The sequence below is a fragment of the Methanoplanus sp. FWC-SCC4 genome (genome assembly GCF_032878975.1).
GTDB lineage: Archaea > Halobacteriota > Methanomicrobia > Methanomicrobiales > Methanomicrobiaceae > Methanochimaera > Methanochimaera problematica.
The window spans coordinates 960406-981102 of record NZ_CP043875.1; the positions used below are offsets into that span (position 1 = coordinate 960406).

Genomic DNA, 20697 nt, shown 5'->3' on the forward strand with positions numbered 1-20697 from the left:
TTTTGCTGATTAAAAATATGGATTATGTGTTTTTCAAAATACAGTTTCATCAATATTTTGATGTATGAATTGATTAAAATTATAGCTTTTATTTTTCCCCCTATTGCCGGGAGATTTGGTTGTTAATTTTTGTAAACAAATATACTGTCTTTTAACTTTTTAATTCTTTTAAAACTTCTTCTGCATGTCCTTTTACTTTTACTTTTCTCCAGATTTTTTTAATTATCCCGTTTTCATCAATTAGGAAAGTACTTCTTTCAACGCCAAGGAATTCTTTTCCAAACATTTTTTTGGGTTTCCACACATTGTAGGACTTAAGAACATCATGTTCCGGATTGGATAAAAGAATAAATCCGATATTGTGTTTCCGGGAAAACTTTCTGTGGCTTTCACATGAATCAGGACTGATGCCGATAACAATAGCATCCAGGTCTTCAAATTCTTTAAGTTTTTCAGTAAAACTTACCGCTTCGAGTGTGCATCCGGGAGTATTGTCTTTTGGATAAAAATATAATATAATTTTTGTGCCTTTAAATACTGAAAGACAGGTTTCTTTCTCATTTGAATCCCTGATAGAAAATTCAGGTGCCATATCTCCTGTTTTTATTTCATCCATATTCATCTTCCTTTTCTTTCGAAGATACGACTGATGGATGATAAGTCTTCCTGTCAAAAAAAATTCCGTTCAGGGTTTATATTATGATACTATTTCTATTAAGTTCTTGATTTAAAATTAAATTCAATATCTTAAAATACAGATTATTTATAACAAAATGTCTGACGCAAATTCATCTGATTTATGGCTTAAATCTGAATCAAAAAAAGATTTGAAATTTGATTTAATATTAAATTCTTTAAAGCAGGAATTCCCTCAAAATTCTGAAAGTGATTTTATAACTCTTATGTGTTCATCATTTCAAAATTCGGTTGATGAAACATACTGGGTTACAAAAGAAAAAAAGGTGATATTGGCAAATAAAAAGGCCTGTTACACACTTGGATATAATATTGAGGAAATTCTTGGCAAAAATTTTGGTGAAATCCGAATTGATATCGATGATGATTTTACTTTTAGTACCTTATGGGACAGGCTGAAAAGCCGGAATATTATTCACTACGAGATTAAACACAAAAAATCAGATGGTACATATTATGATGTTGAGTCACATGCAAAAAGGTATTGTCTGAATAATATTGAGTTTATCTGTATATTTTCACGTGATATTTCTGAAAGGAAGAAATATGAAAATATTTTAAAGGAATCCGAAAATGAAAAGACTGCAATAATAAATGCTGTTCATGAAAATGTGATATATTATGATAAAGACCTCTCGATAAAATGGATTAATGAAAAACCGGCAGAGGCTGTTGGCAAAAAACCTGAAGATATTATCGGAAAGAAGTGTTATACTTTCTCGCATAACGGTGAATGTGAATGCAGTGAATGCACAATTAAAAAAGTTATAAAAACCGGTCAGAGTCTTGTAGAGGAGAAATATAAATCAAGCGGGCGCTGCCTTGAAATTTCCGGTTACCCGGTATATGATAACTGTGGAAATATAACAGGAGCTGTTGAATCAATTCTGGACATAACAAGGCGAAAAAATACTGAAATCGCACTCCAGACCCGTGAAAAGCAGTACAAAGAGCTTTTTACAACGATGACAAATGCCTTTGCGCTTCATGAGATAATTACAGATGATCAAAATGTACCTGTTGATTACAGATTTCTGGAAGTAAATCCTGCATTTGAAGAGATGTCCGGAATTAAGGCGGCAGATATAACCGGCAGAACATTTCTTGAAGTATTTCCTATGGGAAGAAAAGGAATGATAGATAAGTATTCACATGTTGCTCTGACAGGAGAATCTGTTAGTTTTACAGATTATAATCCCGTTTTTGAAAAGCATCATAATATCTATGCATACAGTCCGCGTAAGGGTCAGTTTGCAACAGTGTTTACTGATATTACAGATGTTGTAAAATTAAAAAATGAACAGAAGATCTCTTTAGATCAGATCAATAAAAATTTAGAGGAACTTGCAATATTAAACGATGAGATCAGAAATCCTCTTCAGGCGATAATGGGCTATATTATGCTTGAGGATTTTAAATACTCGGAGAAAGTGATTAGCCAGATTGAAATTATTGATAAACTGGTAAACCGGCTTGATCAGAGATGGCTTGAATCTGAAAAAATACGCGATTTCCTAAGAAAGCACTATGACTTTGAGTAAAACAGGTATTAAGGTCATAAATAATTCAAGATAATTTTTAATATTTTTTCCAATCCGGATTTCTTCAGAGTTAAGAAAGAAATCATAAATAATTAATTTAAATGCAGGATTATTCATAAATTTTATTATCATAGGCTTTTAGATTCAAGGTATTTGCATTTGAAATTTTTTAAAAAAGTAAATATAAATTATATATTTTATGGCCAAAAGCTCAAAATATGACAAAAGTAAATTATCATAAATACCATGCCTGTCAAACACAAAAAAAATATTTCCAGTCCTGATAAGTCAAAAGTCCCGGGTGAAGGAAATACTATCATAGATTTTCAAACCGGATTTTTAAAAATGTCAGACAAAATCGATTATAGTCTCATGTGTTTTGTCCTTGAAAATTCCGAAGACGAGATATATCTGGTTAATAAAAAAGGGAAAGTTCTTTTTGCAAATGATCGGGCATGCAGATCACTGGGTATTATAAGAGATGAAATTATTAATGAAAATATAGATTTTATATTTTATAAACCCTGTAATCAAAAAGATAATGGGAATTTTTTGGAATTGCAATCTGAAAATGAAGGGAAAAAATTCATCAATATTCAGAGAAGAAAAGATGGAACACAGTATTTTACAGAATCTTATTTTAGGATCTTTAATTTCAAAGATTTGGAAATATTTTCAGTATATTCAAGAGATATTACTGATAAAATAAATTATGAAGAATCTTTGAAGAATTCAGAAAAGGAAAAAACTATTATCCTAAATTCAATACACGAAAACCTTGTTTATTATGATAAAGATTTCTCAATAAAATGGGCAAATCAGGACCCTGCGGACTCTGTCGGATTGAATCCTGTGGATTTAATCGGGAAAAAATGTTATAGCCTGTGGTATAATAGAGAAGAACCATGCAGGGACTGTACAATTCGAAAGGCAATGAGAGAAGGCCGGATTTATATTGAAGAAAAAACAAAATCCAGCGGCAGATCAGTTAAGGTTGCAGCTTATCCGGTTTTTAATGATGAAGGAGAAGTAGTTGGTGCAGTAGAATCCCTTCTGGACATAACCAAACGAAAAAATGCAGAAAAGGCTCTTGAGATCAGTGAAAAACAATATAAAGAGCTTTTTTCAACCATGACCAATGGATTTGTTCTTAATAAGGTAATTACTGACAGCGAGGATAATCCTGTTGATTATCAATTCATTGAAGTAAATCCTGCATTTGAGCAGATGACGGGTCTTAAAGCGGAGGATATAATAGGGAAAAATTTTCTGGAAATATTTCCAAATTGCAGGAGAGATTTAGTAGAAAGATACGGGCGTATTGCTCTTAGTGGAGTTTCCGAAGAATTTACCGATTATAACCCTTTCTTCAAAAAACATTATCATATATATTCATATAGTCCGAAAAAAGGGTTTTTTGCAATAATATTGTCTGACATAACTGATCTGGTGTTGCTTAAAAAACAGCAGAGAGAATCCCTTGAGCAGATAAACAAAAATTTTGAGCAGCTCGCGATACTAAACGATGAGATCAGAAATCCGCTTCAGGCGATAATGGGCTATATCATGCTTGAGGATTTTAAATACTCAGAGAAAGTGATTAGTCAGATTGAAATTATTGATAAACTGGTAAACCGGCTTGATCAGAGATGGCTTGAATCTGAAAAAATACGTGATTTCCTAAGAAAGCACTATGATTTTGAGTAAATAATTTTTTTAGTCGATCCATTTTTTAATATAAATCCATTCTTCTTTTTTCCTATTAAAGGAATAAAGTGCATTTGCAGGACTTGTTGATACCATTTCCAGAATTTCAATATCCGGATATTTTTCAAATAAGGACTTTTGAGTTTTTTTAAACCATTTTCCCGCTCCGCTTTTTCCGTTCAGGACAATGCATTTTATTGTGGGATTATTTTGTAAAAAGCTTTCAATGTCATTTGGAACAACTTCTTTTATGCTGTTGTCACTGCTCCCTTCCCTTTTGCATTTCATCAATACATCCCAGAGAGCAATCCCTTTTTCCTTTAGCATATCGGTTTTCTTTTCGTATGACATATTTGAATCAATTCCCGTGATCTCCTCCATAATTTTCCAGAAATGATTCCTTTTATTTCCGTAATATTCATGTTTTTCAAGTGATATTACTCCCGGAAAGCTTCCCAGAATTAATATGCGGGGATTTTTTCCGGCAACAGGCAAAAAACCCTCACTGTTCTCAGTCATCCTTTTTAGATAATTGACAAACCTGAATATCAATTTTAAGATTATGCACAAAAAATCCGGGTTTTTTAGATTTTTTAGATCTATTTTTAGATTATTACTTTCACACCGCATGCCCACATGCTCATTTATATGAAGTTACAATAACTGATGATTAGTAAAGGATGGATAAATTAGTAATACGGGGAGCAAGGGAACACAACCTCAAAAATATTTCCGTAGAGCTCCCAAGAGACAAACTGATTGTAATAACAGGAGTTTCAGGCTCAGGAAAATCTACTCTGGCATTTGATACGATATATGCGGAGGGTCAGCGAAGGTATGTTGAATCTCTCTCTGCTTATGCAAGACAGTTTCTTGGTTTAATGAATAAACCTGATGTTGATTCAATAGACGGCCTTTCACCTGCAATTTCAATAGAACAGAAAACAACCTCTAAAAATCCGAGAAGTACTGTCGGGACTGTCACTGAAATATATGATTACCTTCGTCTTTTGTATGCGAGGGTAGGTATTCCGTATTGTCCTGAACACAATATTATAATTGAGTCAAGATCTCCTGAAAAAATTGCAGACTCGATAAAAGATGACTTTTCAGGAATGGTTACAATACTTGCACCTGTAATCAGGCAGAAGAAAGGCACTTACCAACATGTCTTAAAAGAACTTGACAGTGAAGGGTTTACAAGAGCAAGAGTTGACGGGGAAATCATCCGGACTGATGAAGAGATCAATCTTGAAAGATATGTCAAGCATGATATCGACGTTGTCATCGACAGACTTGAGCCGGGAGAAGACAGATCAAGGCTTGTTGAAGCAGTTGAAAATGCTCTTTTAAAATCTGAGGGACTTTTGATAGTTTCAGGAGAGAATGATACTGAAAAGATGTATTCCTCCCGTATGGCATGTCCTGTTTGTGGGATCTCCTTTGAGGAGCTTCAGCCGAGAATGTTTTCATTCAACAGTCCTTTTGGTGCATGTGAGGAGTGCAACGGGCTTGGAATAAAGATGGAGTTTGATGCTGAACTAATAATTCCGGATAAATCAAAATCACTCTCCGAAGGGGCGGTTGCAATGTACAGAAATTTCCTTGACGGATTCAGGGTTCAGTATTTGGCTGCCGTTGCAAAACATTACGGATTTGATATATTCACTCCGTTAAAGGATCTTACAAAAGAGCAGTATAATGCTCTTGTATATGGATCGGATGATTCTATACGCTTTAACATGAAGATGAAGGGAGGGGATGCGTTCTGGTCACATAACGGGAAATGGGAAGGGTTGATCCCTCAGGCAGCCCGTCTTTATGGTCAGACCAAATCTGAATACAGAAAAAAAGAACTTGAAAAGTTCATGCGAATCTCTGTTTGCCCGAAATGCGGGGGTAAGCGTTTAAAGGATAAAGTCCTCTCTGTAAAAGTAGCTGATAAATCCATAATTGACGTTACAGATCTTTCCATCTCTAAATCCCTTGAGTTCTTTGAAGATCTTTCTCTTTCAAGGAAGGAGACTGATATTGCAAAACAGGTTTTAAAAGAAATAAAATCGCGGCTTTTGTTTCTTAACGAGGTTGGACTCGGGTACCTGACATTGTCAAGAACGGCAGGGACTCTTTCCGGAGGAGAGGCGCAAAGAATCAGACTTGCAACACAGATTGGATCAAATCTTATGGGTGTATTGTACGTTTTGGATGAACCCTCAATAGGTCTCCATCAGCGTGATAATCATAAACTTATTGAAACCCTGCAAAAACTTCGTGATCTTGGCAATACGCTTGTGGTCGTTGAACATGATGAAGATACGATCAGGGAGGCGGATTATGTTGTGGATATTGGCCCCGGCGCAGGTGTTCATGGCGGAAATATTGTTGCGTTGGGAACGCCGGAAGAGATTGAGGCAAATCCTGATTCACTCACCGGCAAATATCTTTCCGGGACTGAAATTATTGAAATTCCAAAGAAAAGGCGGAAGAGCGATTCTTTCATTCATATAACCGGATGCAGTGAAAATAATCTCAAATCTGTTGATGCACATATTCCGATAGGTCTTTTAACCCTGATTACAGGAGTTTCCGGCAGTGGTAAATCAACACTTGTATACGATACATTATACCGTGCCCTTATGAAAACGGTAAACGATTCAAAGACAAGTCCCGGGAAATATGAAAAGCTTGAATTTGATTCTGAAATTGACAAAGTTATTGTAATTGATCAAAGCCCTATAGGAAGAACGCCCCGTTCCAATCCTGCAACATACACCAAAGTGTTTGATGAGATAAGGAAGATATTTGCCGAAACAAAAGAGGCAAAGCTAAGAGGCTATAAACCTGGAAGATTTTCATTCAATGTCAAAGGGGGACGCTGTGAGGCATGCAACGGTGACGGGCTTATAAAAATTGAGATGAACTTTTTGCCTGATGTGTATGTTGAGTGCGAGGAATGTAAAGGAACAAGATACAATGCCGAAACTCTTGAAGTCAAATATAAGGGAAAATCAATTTCAGATGTTTTGAACATGACAGTTGAAGAGGCATACTATCTCTTTGAAAATATTCCTTCAATTAAAAACAAACTCGAAACTCTTTGCAGGGTAGGTCTTGGTTATGTAAAACTTGGCCAGAGTTCAACAACTCTTTCCGGAGGAGAGGCACAGAGAATTAAACTCACAAGGGAGCTATCCAAAAAAGGTACCGGAAAAACAATTTATCTTCTGGATGAACCAACTACCGGTCTGCATTTCCATGACGTGAAAAAACTGATTCAGGTTCTAAACAGTCTTGTTGACAAGGGAAATACTGTTGTTGTAATTGAACACAATCTTGATGTGATTAAATCGGCAGATCATATTATTGATTTGGGACCTGAGGGAGGCGATATGGGAGGAGAAATAATTGCCACCGGCACTCCAGAACAGGTTGCAGAGAATATGAAAAGTTATACCGGACATTTTCTTGCCTATATGATGAAAAAAGAAACTAAAAAATAATCCATAAATTCTTTAATTCCGGTTATAAATAAAAATCTAATATTGTATGATTGATTTATCAGTTATTCCAAAAGACCCCGGCTGTTATCTTTACAAAGATCAAAATGGAAAAATAATATACATCGGAAAAGCAAAAAACCTAAAAAAAAGGGTTTCATCTTATTTTAACAAAAAGGATCACGATCCTAAGACAAAAGCTCTTCTAAAGGCAATTGTGGATATTGATCTCATAATAACAGGAACTGAAGTAGAGGCTTTAATTCTTGAAAACAACCTGATTAAAAGATACCAGCCAAAATATAATATTGATTTAAAGGATTCCAAAAATTATGCATATATCCGGATTAGCGGAGAAAAATTTCCACGAATTGGTATTGCCAGAACAAAAAGCAGTAGTGGCGAATATTTCGGGCCTTTTGTTTCTGCAAAGGAAAGGGACTATGTACTCTCGGTGTTAAAGAAAATTTTCAGGCTTCGATCATGCAGAAGAATGACAAAGAAGGCCTGTCTGAGGTACCACATCGGAACATGCACGGGCCCCTGCACCGGCAATATCAGTGAGGAAGAATATAGAAACCTGATCTTAAAAGCTGAATCTGTACTCCGTGGAAATACAAAGGAATTACTTTCATCCCTGGAATCTGAGATGAAAGAAAAATCCAAAAATCTTGAATTTGAAAAAGCCATTGAACTCAGGGAGCAAATCGAAGCAGTCCGGCATCTTGATGACAGACAGCATATAGATCGCCGAAAAATTACTGATGAAGATATTATCAATTATTCTATCCGAAACGGTGTTATGTACCTGATGATTTTTTCAGTTTATAAAGGAACTCTCTCTGAAAAACAGGAATTTGTTTTTGAGGGTGGAGATGAATCCCTTGAAGAATTCATTGTTCAGTATTATTCGGAAAATGAACCTCCCCTGGAACTGATTCTGCCAAGGGAAACAGAACCTGTTATAGCTGAATTCTTATCCTCACAAAAGAGCAGAAAAGTAAAAGTAACTGTTCCTAAAAAAGGGGATAAGAAAAACCTGCTTGATCTTGTAAAGCATAATGTGGATACGGTGTTTTTTGGAGGCGAGATTAAGGTAAAAGAACTTAAAAAACGCCTTCATCTCTCCGAAGAGCCGGAAATAATTGAGTGTTTTGACATATCACATCTTGCGGGTACATCAATGGTCGGGTCAATGGTGCAGTTTAGATACGGAAAACCTGATAAGAGAAATTACCGAAGATTCAGGATTAAAACAATTGATGGCATTGATGATTTTGCTGCCATTGCCGAAGTTGTAAAAAGAAGATACCAGCGAATAAAAAATGAAAACGGTGAGTTCCCGGATCTCATAATTATTGACGGTGGTAAAGGACAGCTTTCATCTGCAAAAAATATCCTTGATGAAATTGGTGTAAAGATACCTGTTATATCCATTGCAAAAAGAGAGGAGGAGATATATGTGCCCGGGCTTAAATATCCCCTTCCATTAAAAAAAGATGAGAAAGCATCTCTTTTTATTCAGGAGATAAGAGATGAGGCACATCGTTTTGCAATAAGTTATAACCGTCTGTTAAGGAAAAAGGAAATTACGGGGTGATAAATATTAAAGCAAATCAGAAGTTTGAACTGGTCTCTGATTTTAAACCGGAGGGATCACAGCCTGAAGCAATTGAAGAGCTAACCAAAGGGTTAACCGTCCATAAAAGGTTTCAGACACTGCTGGGTGTTACTGGTTCGGGAAAAACCTTTACAATTGCAAATGTAATTTCGAAAGTACAAAAGCCAACCCTTGTCCTTGCACACAATAAAACACTTGCTGCACAGTTATACAATGAATTTAAGGAGTTTTTCCCAAAAAACAGGGTTGAATATTTTGTATCCTATTATGATTTTTATCAGCCTGAATCCTATCTCCCCGCAAAAGATCAGTATATAGAAAAAGACGCCCACATAAATCCTAAAATTGAGCAGATGCGTCTTTCCGCCACGGCTTCTCTTCTCTCAGGAAAAGATGTGATTGTTGTTGCATCGGTTTCGGCAATATACGGTCTTGGAAACCCTGAAAATTTTGAAAAAATGGGATTTGAACTAAATGTTGGGGATATCGTAAAAAGAAACGATATTCTTGAAAAACTTATTGACATTTTGTTTGAGAGAAATGATATTGAACTCATGCCCGGACGCTTCCGGGTAAAAGGTGATACAATTGATTTAATCCCGGGGTATTTCAACAATATTATCAGAATTGAGATGTTTGGTGATGAGATTGAAAGAATCTCCGAGATTGATAAAATAACGGGAAACCGTCTTGACCAGATGAATTACTTTTTTGTTTATCCTGCAAAGCATTTTGTTATACCGGAGTCTGAAAAAGAGGAGGCACTTTTGGAGATAAATAATGAGCTTGACGAATGGCTGCCAAATCTTGGTCTTCTGGAATCTCACAGGCTTAAACAAAGAACCCTTTTTGATATTGAAATGATTCGGGAGACAGGTTCATGCAAAGGAATTGAAAATTATTCCCGCTTTTTTGATCACAGAGAGAAGGGAGTAAAACCGTTTTGCCTTCTGGATTATTTCCCTGAAGATTTTTTGATGGTAATTGATGAAAGCCATCAGACTCTTCCACAGGTAAGGGGTATGTACAACGGAGACAGATCCAGAAAAGAACCGCTTGTAAAATATGGTTTCAGACTTCCATCCGCATTTGATAATCGTCCTCTGGTTTTCAGCGAATTCGAAGAGTATATGAAAAATGTGATTTTTGTATCCGCCACACCCGGAAGCTATGAAAATGAAAATTCACCTGAGATTGTTGAACAGATTATAAGACCGACAGGGCTTATTGACCCGGAGGTTGAAGTCAGGCCTGTTAAGGGACAGACAGATGATGTCTTAAAAGAGATTAAAAAGACGATTGAAAAAGGGGACAGGGTGCTTATCACAACCCTCACCAAAAAACTTGCGGAAGAACTATCGGATTATCTTGCCGAACAGAATATCAAAACAAGGTATCTTCATTCAGATATTAAAACAATTGAAAGAACGGAGATTATCCGTGAACTTCGTCTTGGTAAATTTGATGTTCTTGTCGGAATCAACCTTTTAAGAGAAGGTCTTGATATTCCCGAAGTAGGTTTTATCGGTATTCTGGATGCTGACAAAGAAGGATTTTTGCGTGATGCAAAAAGCCTTATACAGATAATTGGTCGTGCTGCAAGAAACGTAAATTCTCATGTTGTTCTTTACGGTGACAGGATGACGGATTCCATGAAAACCGCAATTGAAGAGACAAACCGCCGCAGGAAGATTCAGGTTGAATATAATCAGTCACATGGTATCACTCCGACAACTGTTGTAAAACCAATACGGGAAAAAGAGGTGGAAATTAAGGATACGAAACACATCCCGAAGAGAGATATACCAAATGTTTTAATCGAACTTGAATCTGAAATGTATTCGGCAGCAGATTCACTTGATTTTGAAAGGGCCATTGAATTAAGAGAGAGAATAAAAAGATTAAAAGAAGATCTCAATAAAGCTGATTAAAATTATTACAGGTAAAAACCGGTTTTTTGTTGCAATATATCTTTTTTTAACACATCATTTTTATGAAAAATTACTTTCACACCGTGCGCAAAGCAGATATATAGTCCTGATGTTCATTTTAAAATATGAAAAACATCGAAATGTCAAAAGACGGAAATATTCTTACTTTAAAAGTGGATCTCTCACAAGAATTCGGAGAATCAAAATCCGGAAAATCCATAACAATTGCATCAACAGAAGGGAATATATCTGTGCCTGATGATGAAGACATTAAAATAGGCCTTAATATTTACCGGAAAAAATAACCGGATCATGATTGGGGCTTTTCCCGGATTATTAAATTTGTTCTGAACAAAAAAAATTGTGAATTAAAAAAATTATTATTTTAATTCTTCAAGGCCGTTTTTGAATTCATCAATGTATTCTTTCATTGAAAGACTTCCTTCGGGGAAAGGGCAGTCAATATCATACATCTTTTCAATCATTGGATTTGAGGGAAGAAAGATCATATCTGTTTTGGTTTTTTTGCATGCTTCGACCATTGCTTTTCTAAACGGACCTATGCAGTAAGCAATTCTTTTTTGATAAGTTTTTTTTGTTTTGTTGAGGTAACCAACGAGTCTGTACACTTCAATTCTGTGAAAATCAATTCTTTCCTTATCATTGGTGCATTTACCAAGCATGTAATGATAATTTGAATATGGATACATGAGTTCAAGCTCTGAGGGTACTGTTCCGCATGTTCCGAATATTACCACATGGTACTTTTCAGGAGGAAGGGCATTTTTTATAATTTTGTGAAACAGTTTATGGCTCGGGCTCTGACTGTAAGGTTTTCGTAGTGCACAGGGAATAAATATCCCTATTTCTTTTTCTTCGATGTGATAATTATCTATTATATACCTGTATGCGTCTTCGAATTCCGGTCTGTAAAAAGGGGGATCATAAATCTCGATTTTGTTTCCTTTTTTGTCTGTAACGTAATTTTTCTGTGACATCTTTGAAATCAGCCCAATTCCCTGGTGAAAAATGTTTTAGATTAATTAAATTTCAAAAATTAATATTGCTTTGTATTGTACAGGTATTTATTCTGGAAGCAGATCAATTAGTTCAAGTTCATATGTAAGGTTCATTCCCGCCATTGGATGATTTGCATCGACTTTTATTGTTTTTGTGTTGATTTCCATTACTTTTACAAGTGAGTTCTGGCCTGTTGGTAGTTTCAGGTTTACGATCTGTCCGGGTTTTGGATCATATGTAAAGTTCAGACCTTTTTTCCTCAATTTAAATACGAGTCTTTTATTATATTCTCCGTATGCATTTTCAGCAGGAAGATCAACTTTTACAACGTCTCCTGGTTTTTTTCCATAAAGTGCTTCTTCAAATGCCGGATTTATATTTCCGTCACCTAAGACAATTCTTTGCGGGTCTTCATTTTTTGAACTTTCAAATATATCTCCGTCTTCAGTTATGCTCGTGAAATGAACAAGAAGAAGATCTCCTTTCTTTGCACCAGTCATGCTTCACCTGCCTGTTTTTTGTAAATTTCATAGTTTTTTAATATTTTTCGATACAGTTTTTAAAAATAATTCTTCTTCATCAATGTTTGCCATGGAAAACATAAATGTGAATAATGTTCCAATAACTCAATCACTATGTCCGGTGAGTTAAAAAAAGTTATTGTTGTTTTATGTACTGTTTCATCAGAAGAATCTAAAAAAATATGCAAAGATATAATCAAATCGGGATATGCCGCCTGTATTAATAAAATTCCTGTTGGTTCATATTATTTGTGGGATGATAAATTCTGCCATGATGAAGAGGATTTGTTGATAATAAAGACAATTGAATCGCAATTTGATGATCTGAAAGAATTTATTAAAGCCCGTCATTCATATGCACTTCCTGAGATAATATCAATACCTGTGGAAAACGGCTCAGAGGATTATTTAAACTGGGTACGTGAGACCGTTACTTCGTTTAAAAAATCAAAATGATATTTATATTTCAGTCACTGTTTTGGTAATTTTGATAATAACAGAAAAACAGGCTGATTAAAAAAAATAATTTATCTGGGTGAAATCAATTTGTCCAGAGTTATCTCAAATGTCAGATTCTTTCCTGCCAGCGGGTGATTTGCATCAAGTGTAACTTCACTTTCATTGAAATCTGTTATGGTCACCTGATATACACTTCCGTCATTTCCGCTCATTCCAAAACTTTTGCCTTTTTCAAGTTCAAAAGATTCCGGGAACTGGTCTCTGCCGGCAATAAATGTCAGATTTTCATCACGTTCACCGTATGCTTCATCCGGTGTCAGTGTTACGGTTTTTATTTCTCCCTCTTTCATTCCAACAACAGCTTTTTCAAATCCGGAAATCATCTGTTTTTTTCCAAGAACAAATTTAAGGGGAGTGCCGTTTCCTTTAACTGACTGGTCAAAAACAGTTCCGTCATCAAGGGTTCCAGTATAATATACTTCCACAGTATCTCCATATCTTGCAGAATCAGTATTATTTTCAGCTGACTGGGTACATCCTGCTGTCAGAACAGTCATGATTGCCAAAAATACTATTAAAAATCCAAAACTTAATTTTTTCATGAAATCTCTCTTTTTATTTTAGGAATAATAAGAAAATAAAGTATTTGATCATTTTATTTTTCAAAAAAGTTTATGAAAATTTGGCAGGTATTTTTAATTGAATTATAATCAAATATAATCAGGTTGAAAATAATAAGGAATGTTGCCGATAATGGAAAATGCTTCTTCATTTAAGAAAATAATGTTAATCGGGATAACAGTGGGTATTATTTCCGGTGTCGGTGCTCTTTTGTTTTTCTGGGGATTAAAATACGGTACTCTGTTTGTTATGGAGACATTTTTCGAATATTATCTGCCTCTTGAAGGACAGACTATTTCTGAAATTTCAGGCTGGACGCCGCCTCCTGTCATATGGCTTATATTGCCGATAATATGTACCGGTGCTTTTTTATCGGGTTTACTGGTTTACAGGTTTGCACCTGAGGCTGAAGGCCATGGTACTGATGCGGCAATAAAAGCGTTTCACGGGGAAGGCCGGATAAGATGGAGAGTACCTGTAATTAAAGCAGTTGCCTCTATTCTCACAATCTCAACAGGAGGAAGTGCCGGAAGAGAGGGGCCGACAGCACAGATATCTGCAGGTTTTGGTTCAATTGCCGCCGATGCATTACATCTATCTCCAAAAGAGAGAAGAATTGCACTTGCAACCGGTATAGGAGCAGGTATCGGTACAATTTTTAAGGCGCCTCTTGGAGGGGCAATTCTTGCCGCAGAAATATTATATACGCGGGATGTGGAATCAGAAGCAATATTGCCTGCATTTCTTGCTTCAATTATCGGTTACTCAATCTTTGGTTATTTTGAAGGATATGATGCAATTTTCGGCACGGCTAAAATAATATGGAATATCCACCAGATCCCCCTGTTTATTACTCTTGGTATAATCTGTGCGTTTATCGGACTTTTGTATATCAGCTGTTTTTACGGTACAAGAAAAGCATTTTCAGACTTTTTTGAGAAACATAATCTCCCCAGGTACTTAAAGCCGGTAACAGGTGCATTTTTTATTGGCATTTTTGTAATAACCCTTTCTTACATCTCTCCGGAGACGATGATTACAGGTCTTGCAAGTCTTGGAACCGGTTACGGTTTTATTCAGCTTGCAATTTATAATCTGCTCCCGCTTTCAGTACTTTTATTTTTGCCGTTTACGAAAATACTCACTACTTCCTTTACAATCGGATCAGGAGGAAGCGGGGGTGTCTTTGCACCTGGTCTTGCCATTGGTGGTGCAACCGGCGGAGCTTTCGGAATGATATTGTATTATCTTATTCCTGAAATTGTACCTTTGTCTTCAGTGCCGGCCTTTGTAATTGTCGGTATGATTGCCCTTTTTGGCGGAATTGCAAATGCCCCTATTGCTGTTATGATTATGGTTATTGAAATGACCGGGGATTTTTCACTGTTGGTCCCGGCAATGGGTGCGGTTGCAGTTTCAAATGTTCTGACCGGAGAAAATACAATATTCAGGGAGCAGTTAAAAACCAAGGCACAGTCATCTGCACACAGGGGTGAATATAATAGTGAAATATTAGAAGAAATATCTGCAAAAAGTGCAATGAGAACTTCTGCTGAACTGATCCTTTTAAGTCCGGATGATTATCAGTCCTGTATAATTGAGATTATTGATGAAACCCGTCATACCGGTTTTCCTGTAGTGAAAGACGGGAAGCTTGTCGGAATAGTAACCCACCGTGACATATTCAGGGATAATGATACATTAAAAGTTTCAGAGATTATGAAAAAGAAATTATTCACACTTAATCCTGAATCAACACTTGATATTGCACTCTCTATTATGATTGAAAAAGAAATCCATCACCTTCCTGTTGTGGATAAAGCCGATAATACAAGATTAGTCGGATTTATTACATCCACAGATATAATGAAAGCATATACACAGAAAATGAAGGAATTAACTAAATAAACAGAATATTTTTTTACAAGCCATGATTTTATGAGATGATTTTTATATCTATTAACATTGTGGCACGCTGATTATGTTTATTTTAATCTTTCAATTCTATTCCTTAACTGATCAATTCTATAAAGAAATCTATATATGTTTATAATACAAGCATTCAAAATAATATTTTCAGGTGTTGTTGGCAATGGATATTGTTAAGATTCCAAAGATGGAAAAAAAAGAATACGACAGACTGATAGAAGAAGGATATATCTGCAGGATAGCATTCCGTGGGAAAAAGTATCCCTATCTCGCTCCTTTTTTGTATGTATTTGATGGAAAATTTTTATATTTCCTTTCAACCAAATACGGGCGTAAAAATGATCTATACAAATTAAATCCACACGTATCTGTTGAAGTTGAAAAATATTCAAAGGATTTGTCCTGTTACACATTTATAACGATGCAGGGATACATAGTCCAGGAAGAGGATGCAATAACAAAAAAACAGGTAAGACAAAAATTTGTTGAGATGATTAAGGAAAAAAATCTCTCGCAAAACATTCTTGCAGCATTAGGTCATGATCCTTCTGAGGAAGTTGAAGCCATTGTGACAGAAGAAAGGTCAAATATCTGGAAACTTACCGGTGTTACAGATATTGTGGCTTTAAAAAATTTATAACTTTTTTTGGGCAAATCTTTAAGTTTAGTATATACTATTCTACATCACCAACCGGAGAAGAATGGTGATGAGCGCAAATATTCCTGAACTAAATGACTCAAACTGGGAAACATTTGTTGAAAAAAACAAAAAACCTGTTTTCATAATGTTTTATAGTGAGACATGTCCTCACTGCAGAACAATGATGCCTTATTTTGAGCAATATGCAGAAGAATATGGTGAAAGGGTTGTTTTCGGCCTTTTAAATACTGACAACAGCGTCTGGATCCGGGAAAAATACGGTGTTTTTTCAACCCCTACCTTCAAATATTTCTGCGGTGGCAAACCTGTCGGTGATATTGTAGGTGCCGTATATCCTGCCTTGCTTAAAAGAATGATTGAGGATATGATAAAAAATGGAAGTGTCTGTGCATTAAAGTCAACTGAAATTGATTATGAGATTACCGGTTATGCCTGAAAAAAGCAGGTATAATCAGGCAATATTTTTTAAAAGAGGTTTTGTATAAAATATTTTTCACCAAATTGTATTTTTAATTTTTCAAAACCAAAACATTCATTCAAAATATTATATTGATGGATATCTTATATAATCTCTAAAAAATTATATGTTCTGCATTACAATAATTTATACGAATTAGTATGGAAACTGATCAGATTTGTTTGGATGTGGAAAAAAAAATTGGGTATAACTTTAAAAACAGAGAATATCTTATCCGAGCATTAACCCGCCATTCATACTCTAAAGAAAGAGATCTCCCTGAAAATGACTATATGGATGCATATGCAACACTTGGTGATGCAGTAATTGACGTCATAGTAATCAAATTTATTATTGACTCAGGAGAACATGAAAAAGGAAGTATAACCCTGAAAAAAACAAATATGGTAAATATGAGCAGTTTAAGGAAACTGGGGGAGAAACTGGATATTCATGAGAATGTTTTATGGGGCAAAGGTGAAAGGCAGCAGGAGATCTGGACTTCGGGAAGGGTTCTTGCAGAATGCATGGAAGCGATTGCAGGTGCTGTTTTTCTTGACGGCGGACTTGAAGTTGTCTTTGAAATGTTAAAAAAGATAGACTTTGTTGATTAAAACTATTAAATTTAAAATAAATTTATTTGATTTCTATTCTTTTCCCCTCAACCATGAAATATATTTTTTCTGCCATAAGACAGGCGTGATCCCCTACTCTCTCAAGATGGCTTGAGACCATAACGTACTCGATACAGCCTGAAATATTTTTTTTATCTTCCATCATGTAGCTTATGCTTTCACGAAATATCGATTTCTGAAGGTTGTCCACATCATCATCAAGATATGAAAGATTCTGTAATTTATCTGTTTTTTCTGATTTAAAGCCGTCCAATGCATCATTTAACATTGAAATTACACATTTGCCCATGCGACAGAGGGAATTTATAATCTCAAGATGCTTTGAAAATTCGAGTGATTTTACCAGTTTTGCTACCTTTTTCCCGTTTCTTCCCACTCTATAAAATGAAACATTCATCTGACTTATACAGGTAATGGTCCTGATATCTGCTGCAACCGGCTGATACAATGCGAGTATCCTGAGTGTCTCTTCTTCTATTTGTGTATAATAATCAGAGAGTTTTTCTTTTCTTAAATATACATCTTCAGCGAGTTCTTTATCCATTGATTTTAATGCTTTCAGGGAATCAGAGAGCATTTCAATTGAAAAATTTCCCATTTCAATTACTTCTTTTTTTAAAGAATCAAGTTCTTCGTGAAATTTGTCATGCATTTATTGTGACCTCCTTATCCGAATCTTCCTGTAATATAGTTGTTCGTCAGTTTGTTGTCAGGCGATGAAAATATCTTTTCAGTCTCCCCGAATTCAATCAGTTCACCCATATACATAAATCCTGTATAATCGCTTATTCTTGATGCCTGCTGCATGCTGTGCGTAACTATTATGACAGTATAATCTTTTTTCAGCTCTTCTATGAGAGATTCGATTTTTGCAGTCGCTATCGGATCAAGAGCTGAACAGGGTTCATCCATAAGAATTACTTCAGGTTCTACTGCAAGCGTTCTTGCAATACAGAGTCTTTGCTGTTGTCCTCCGGAGAGGCCTGTTGCAGGATCGTCGAGCCGGTTGCTGACTTCATCCCATAATGCCGCCTGTTTCAGACTTTTTTCAACAATCTCATCCAGTTTTTTTTCGTCTTTAATCCCGTGAACTCTCGGCCCGTATGCAACATTTTCATATATTGATTTTGGGAAAGGATTTGGATGCTGAAAAACCATTCCAATTAACTTTCTCAGGTTTACAACGTCAACACCGGGTGCATACAGATTTTTTTCATGATACAGGATTTCTCCTTTTATTTTGCAGTTATCAACAAGATCATTCATACGGTTAAAGCATCTTAGAAGTGTGGACTTTCCGCATCCCGATGGACCTATAAGTGCTGTTACTTTATTTTTTTCAATTGAGATGCCTATATCTTTCAGAGCGGATTTATCTCCATAATGGAGATTAAGATCCTTTGTATTTAGTATAATATTTTCATTTTTCATTTCGTTCACCACTGTATTTTTTTCTGGAAACTGTTTCTAATTAAAATCGCTGCTGAATAGATCAATATTACAAGAGTTATCAGTACAAGTGCTGTGCCGTACTGGTTTGATTCTGCTCCCGGCACATTTGTTGAGAGGATGAAGAGATGATAAGGAAGTGCCATTACAGGTTCAAATGGCGATGAAGGCAAAAACCTTGTTGAAAATACAACCGCTGTAAACATTATCGGTGCAGTCTCTCCTGCCGCTCTTCCTATTGAAAGTATCGTTCCGGTTATTATTCCCGGAACTGCACATGGAAGAATTACTTTTCTTATGGTCTGCCATTTTGTTGCCCCCAGGGCAAGACTTCCATGTCTTAATGAATCAGGTACACTTTTGAGGGACTCTTCGGTTGTCCTGATAATCGTTGGCAGGATCATCAGTCCAAGTGTTATTTGTCCTACAATAAGGCTGATTCCAAAATCCAGATATAAAACCAGAAACGCAAAACCAAAAAGGCCGAATACTATTGAGGGCGTTCCGTTTAGCAGATCAATTCCTGTTCTGATTATCGAAGTAATCCTGTTTTGTTTTGTGTACTCGTTCATGTAAACTGCCGAGCCGATACCAATTGGGAGAGAGAAAAGAACTGCTCCTGCAACAAGGTAGGCCGTTCCGATAATTGCAGGGAATATGCCTCCTTCTCTTCCCAGATTTTTAGGTGACTGTGTTAAAAATTCCCACGATATTGCGGGAAGTCCGTTTGATATTATGTCATAGAGTATCAATGCAAGCACTAAGAGGACAATTGCAACGGATGCATATATTAGTGAAAAGGCAATTTTTTGCTTTGTATTTCTGCTGAATTTTGCATTTAGAAGTGCATATAACAGGTATATCCCGCCTATTGAAATCGCCGCTGCAATATTTAGCAGAACTGATATCACAATCAAAACAACTGCCAGAATTGTCAGATTCAGAAGGAGTCTTTTATTACCGCTAAAAGATGAATGTTTAAAGAATTTTTTTATCTTCAACCCGGAATTTTTATTGAGATTTTTTATTATATGTCCTGCTGAGAGGTTAATGAACAATGTAATAAAAAGTAAAAGACATGCTACCCCGAATAATGCATGATAATGAAGACTTCCTATGGCAACTTCCCCCATTTCAATTCCAAGAGTTCCTGTAAGAGTCCTGACCGGAGACAATACATTTAAAAGGGGTTCGGGTATTATTGCGGCATTTCCGGTAACCATTAAAACCGCCATGGTTTCACCTATTGCTCTTCCCATTCCGAGAATTAATGCTGCTGTTATTCCTGAGGATGCGGCAGGAATCAAAACTTTTACTATTGTTTGCAGATGTGTTGCACCAAGACCAAGTGAACCTTGTTTGTATGACATTGGAACAGAACTTATTGCATCTTCAGAGACACTGATAATGGTAGGTAATGCCATAATGCCTAGAAGAATCGAACCGGCAAGCCAGCATTCCCCTGAAGGAATATCAAAGGCTATTCTCAGATAATTTGTAAGCACAATTAATCCGAAAAATCCGTATACTACTGAAGGTATCCCTGCAAGAAGTTCTATTGCAGGCTTTACAACGGCTCTCGTTTTCGGTGATGCAATCTCTGATATATATACTGCACTTGCAATTCCAAGAGGTGTTGCAATAAGCATAGCGCCCAAAGTTACAAGAATTGTACCTGTCCAGAGAGGCATCGTCCCATATGAGGGATTTGCTCCCGATGGATTCCAGACATTTCCAAAGAGAAATTCAGGAAGACTTACGTTTTCAAACAGGGAAACCGCATCTTTTAAGAGAAACAGCAATATGAAAAATACCGAAAATGCTGCAAATATTGTTGTTAAAAACAATAAAGCCCCTGGTATTTTTTCGCCATAATGCTTTAATTTATTTCTGCTGCCCAAATCTCCTTTGAATGCAGATTCTGATGAAAGAGTCATTTTCATGCCAAAAAT

The 20697-nt window shown here is 36.0% G+C and carries 19 protein-coding genes; 11 read left to right on the top strand and 8 right to left on the bottom strand.

Features of this window, described 5'->3' with window-relative positions:
• Window positions 1-151: 151 nt before the first annotated feature.
• Window positions 152-616, bottom strand: coding sequence for a thioredoxin-dependent thiol peroxidase (gene bcp / locus F1737_RS04940; RefSeq protein ID WP_317137665.1), 465 nt, complete (start codon window positions 614-616; stop codon window positions 152-154).
• Between the two features lie 286 nt (window positions 617-902).
• Between bcp and F1737_RS04945 the strand changes: the two genes are divergently transcribed.
• Both F1737_RS04945 and F1737_RS04950 read left to right on the top strand, forming a co-directional pair.
• Window positions 903-2237, top strand: a complete 1335-nt coding sequence (locus F1737_RS04945; protein WP_317137869.1) for a PAS domain S-box protein — start codon at window positions 903-905, stop codon at window positions 2235-2237.
• Between the two features lie 345 nt (window positions 2238-2582).
• Window positions 2583-3944: a PAS domain-containing protein gene (locus F1737_RS04950; protein ID WP_317137666.1), complete on the top strand. Its 1362-nt coding sequence runs from the start codon at window positions 2583-2585 to the stop codon at window positions 3942-3944.
• Between the two features lie 9 nt (window positions 3945-3953).
• On the opposite strand, the gene F1737_RS04955 is transcribed toward F1737_RS04950, so the two are convergent.
• The gene (locus F1737_RS04955) at window positions 3954-4463 is read right to left on the bottom strand and encodes a DNA-deoxyinosine glycosylase (RefSeq protein WP_317137667.1); all 510 of its coding nucleotides are present in this window, start codon (window positions 4461-4463) and stop codon (window positions 3954-3956) included.
• Between the two features lie 161 nt (window positions 4464-4624).
• On the opposite strand from F1737_RS04955, the gene uvrA reads away from it, so the two are divergent.
• The 4 genes from uvrA to F1737_RS04975 all read left to right on the top strand — a co-directional run bounded on the left by uvrA (window position 4625) and on the right by F1737_RS04975 (window position 11298).
• Complete coding sequence (gene uvrA, locus F1737_RS04960) at window positions 4625-7444, top strand: excinuclease ABC subunit UvrA (protein WP_317137668.1); 2820 nt, start codon at window positions 4625-4627, stop codon at window positions 7442-7444.
• A gap of 46 nt (window positions 7445-7490) precedes the next feature.
• Entirely contained in the window at window positions 7491-9041 is a 1551-nt protein-coding gene (gene uvrC / locus F1737_RS04965) for an excinuclease ABC subunit UvrC (protein WP_317137669.1), read from the top strand.
• A gap of 5 nt (window positions 9042-9046) precedes the next feature.
• Window positions 9047-10993, top strand: a complete 1947-nt coding sequence (uvrB, locus tag F1737_RS04970) for an excinuclease ABC subunit UvrB (protein ID WP_317137870.1) — start codon at window positions 9047-9049, stop codon at window positions 10991-10993.
• 125 nt (window positions 10994-11118) lie between these two features.
• A complete protein-coding gene (locus tag F1737_RS04975) occupies window positions 11119-11298 on the top strand; it encodes a hypothetical protein (RefSeq protein ID WP_317137670.1) in 180 nt (59 codons plus the stop codon).
• Between the two features lie 75 nt (window positions 11299-11373).
• Here the strand turns inward: F1737_RS04975 and F1737_RS04980 are convergent, their stop codons facing one another.
• Complete coding sequence (locus F1737_RS04980) at window positions 11374-11991, bottom strand: DUF5591 domain-containing protein (protein ID WP_317137671.1); 618 nt, start codon at window positions 11989-11991, stop codon at window positions 11374-11376.
• An 87-nt stretch (window positions 11992-12078) separates the two neighbouring features.
• A complete protein-coding gene (locus tag F1737_RS04985; RefSeq protein ID WP_317137672.1) occupies window positions 12079-12513 on the bottom strand; it encodes an FKBP-type peptidyl-prolyl cis-trans isomerase in 435 nt (144 codons plus the stop codon).
• Between the two features lie 135 nt (window positions 12514-12648).
• On the opposite strand from F1737_RS04985, the gene cutA reads away from it, so the two are divergent.
• Window positions 12649-12990 carry a divalent-cation tolerance protein CutA gene (cutA, locus tag F1737_RS04990; protein ID WP_317137673.1) on the top strand — a complete coding sequence of 114 codons (342 nt, stop codon included), beginning with the start codon at window positions 12649-12651 and terminating at the stop codon, window positions 12988-12990.
• 71 nt (window positions 12991-13061) lie between these two features.
• Here the strand turns inward: cutA and F1737_RS04995 are convergent, their stop codons facing one another.
• Window positions 13062-13595, bottom strand: a complete 534-nt coding sequence (locus F1737_RS04995; RefSeq protein WP_317137674.1) for an FKBP-type peptidyl-prolyl cis-trans isomerase — start codon at window positions 13593-13595, stop codon at window positions 13062-13064.
• A gap of 139 nt (window positions 13596-13734) precedes the next feature.
• On the opposite strand from F1737_RS04995, the gene F1737_RS05000 reads away from it, so the two are divergent.
• The 4 genes from F1737_RS05000 (at window position 13735) to F1737_RS05015 (ending at window position 17275) form a co-directional block, all read left to right on the top strand.
• Entirely contained in the window at window positions 13735-15522 is a 1788-nt protein-coding gene (locus F1737_RS05000; protein ID WP_317137675.1) for a chloride channel protein, read from the top strand.
• A 184-nt stretch (window positions 15523-15706) separates the two neighbouring features.
• Window positions 15707-16183: a pyridoxamine 5'-phosphate oxidase family protein gene (locus tag F1737_RS05005; RefSeq protein ID WP_317137676.1), complete on the top strand. Its 477-nt coding sequence runs from the start codon at window positions 15707-15709 to the stop codon at window positions 16181-16183.
• Between the two features lie 67 nt (window positions 16184-16250).
• Window positions 16251-16640 carry a thioredoxin family protein gene (locus F1737_RS05010; RefSeq protein WP_317137677.1) on the top strand — a complete coding sequence of 130 codons (390 nt, stop codon included), beginning with the start codon at window positions 16251-16253 and terminating at the stop codon, window positions 16638-16640.
• A 209-nt stretch (window positions 16641-16849) separates the two neighbouring features.
• Window positions 16850-17275, top strand: a complete 426-nt coding sequence (locus F1737_RS05015) for a ribonuclease III domain-containing protein (RefSeq protein WP_317137678.1) — start codon at window positions 16850-16852, stop codon at window positions 17273-17275.
• 22 nt (window positions 17276-17297) lie between these two features.
• Here the strand turns inward: F1737_RS05015 and phoU are convergent, their stop codons facing one another.
• The 3 genes from phoU to pstA are packed head-to-tail and all read right to left on the bottom strand — an operon-like array spanning window position 17298 to window position 20682.
• Window positions 17298-17948 (bottom strand): phosphate signaling complex protein PhoU, encoded by a 651-nt coding sequence (gene phoU, locus F1737_RS05020; protein WP_317137679.1) that lies wholly within the window; start codon window positions 17946-17948, stop codon window positions 17298-17300.
• Window positions 17949-17962: 14 nt separating this feature from the next.
• A complete protein-coding gene (gene pstB, locus F1737_RS05025; RefSeq protein ID WP_317137680.1) occupies window positions 17963-18727 on the bottom strand; it encodes a phosphate ABC transporter ATP-binding protein PstB in 765 nt (254 codons plus the stop codon).
• 5 nt (window positions 18728-18732) lie between these two features.
• On the bottom strand, window positions 18733-20682 hold the full coding sequence (gene pstA / locus F1737_RS05030) for a phosphate ABC transporter permease PstA (RefSeq protein WP_317137681.1): 1950 nt from the start codon (window positions 20680-20682) through the stop codon (window positions 18733-18735).
• Between the last annotated feature and the right edge of the window lie 15 nt (window positions 20683-20697).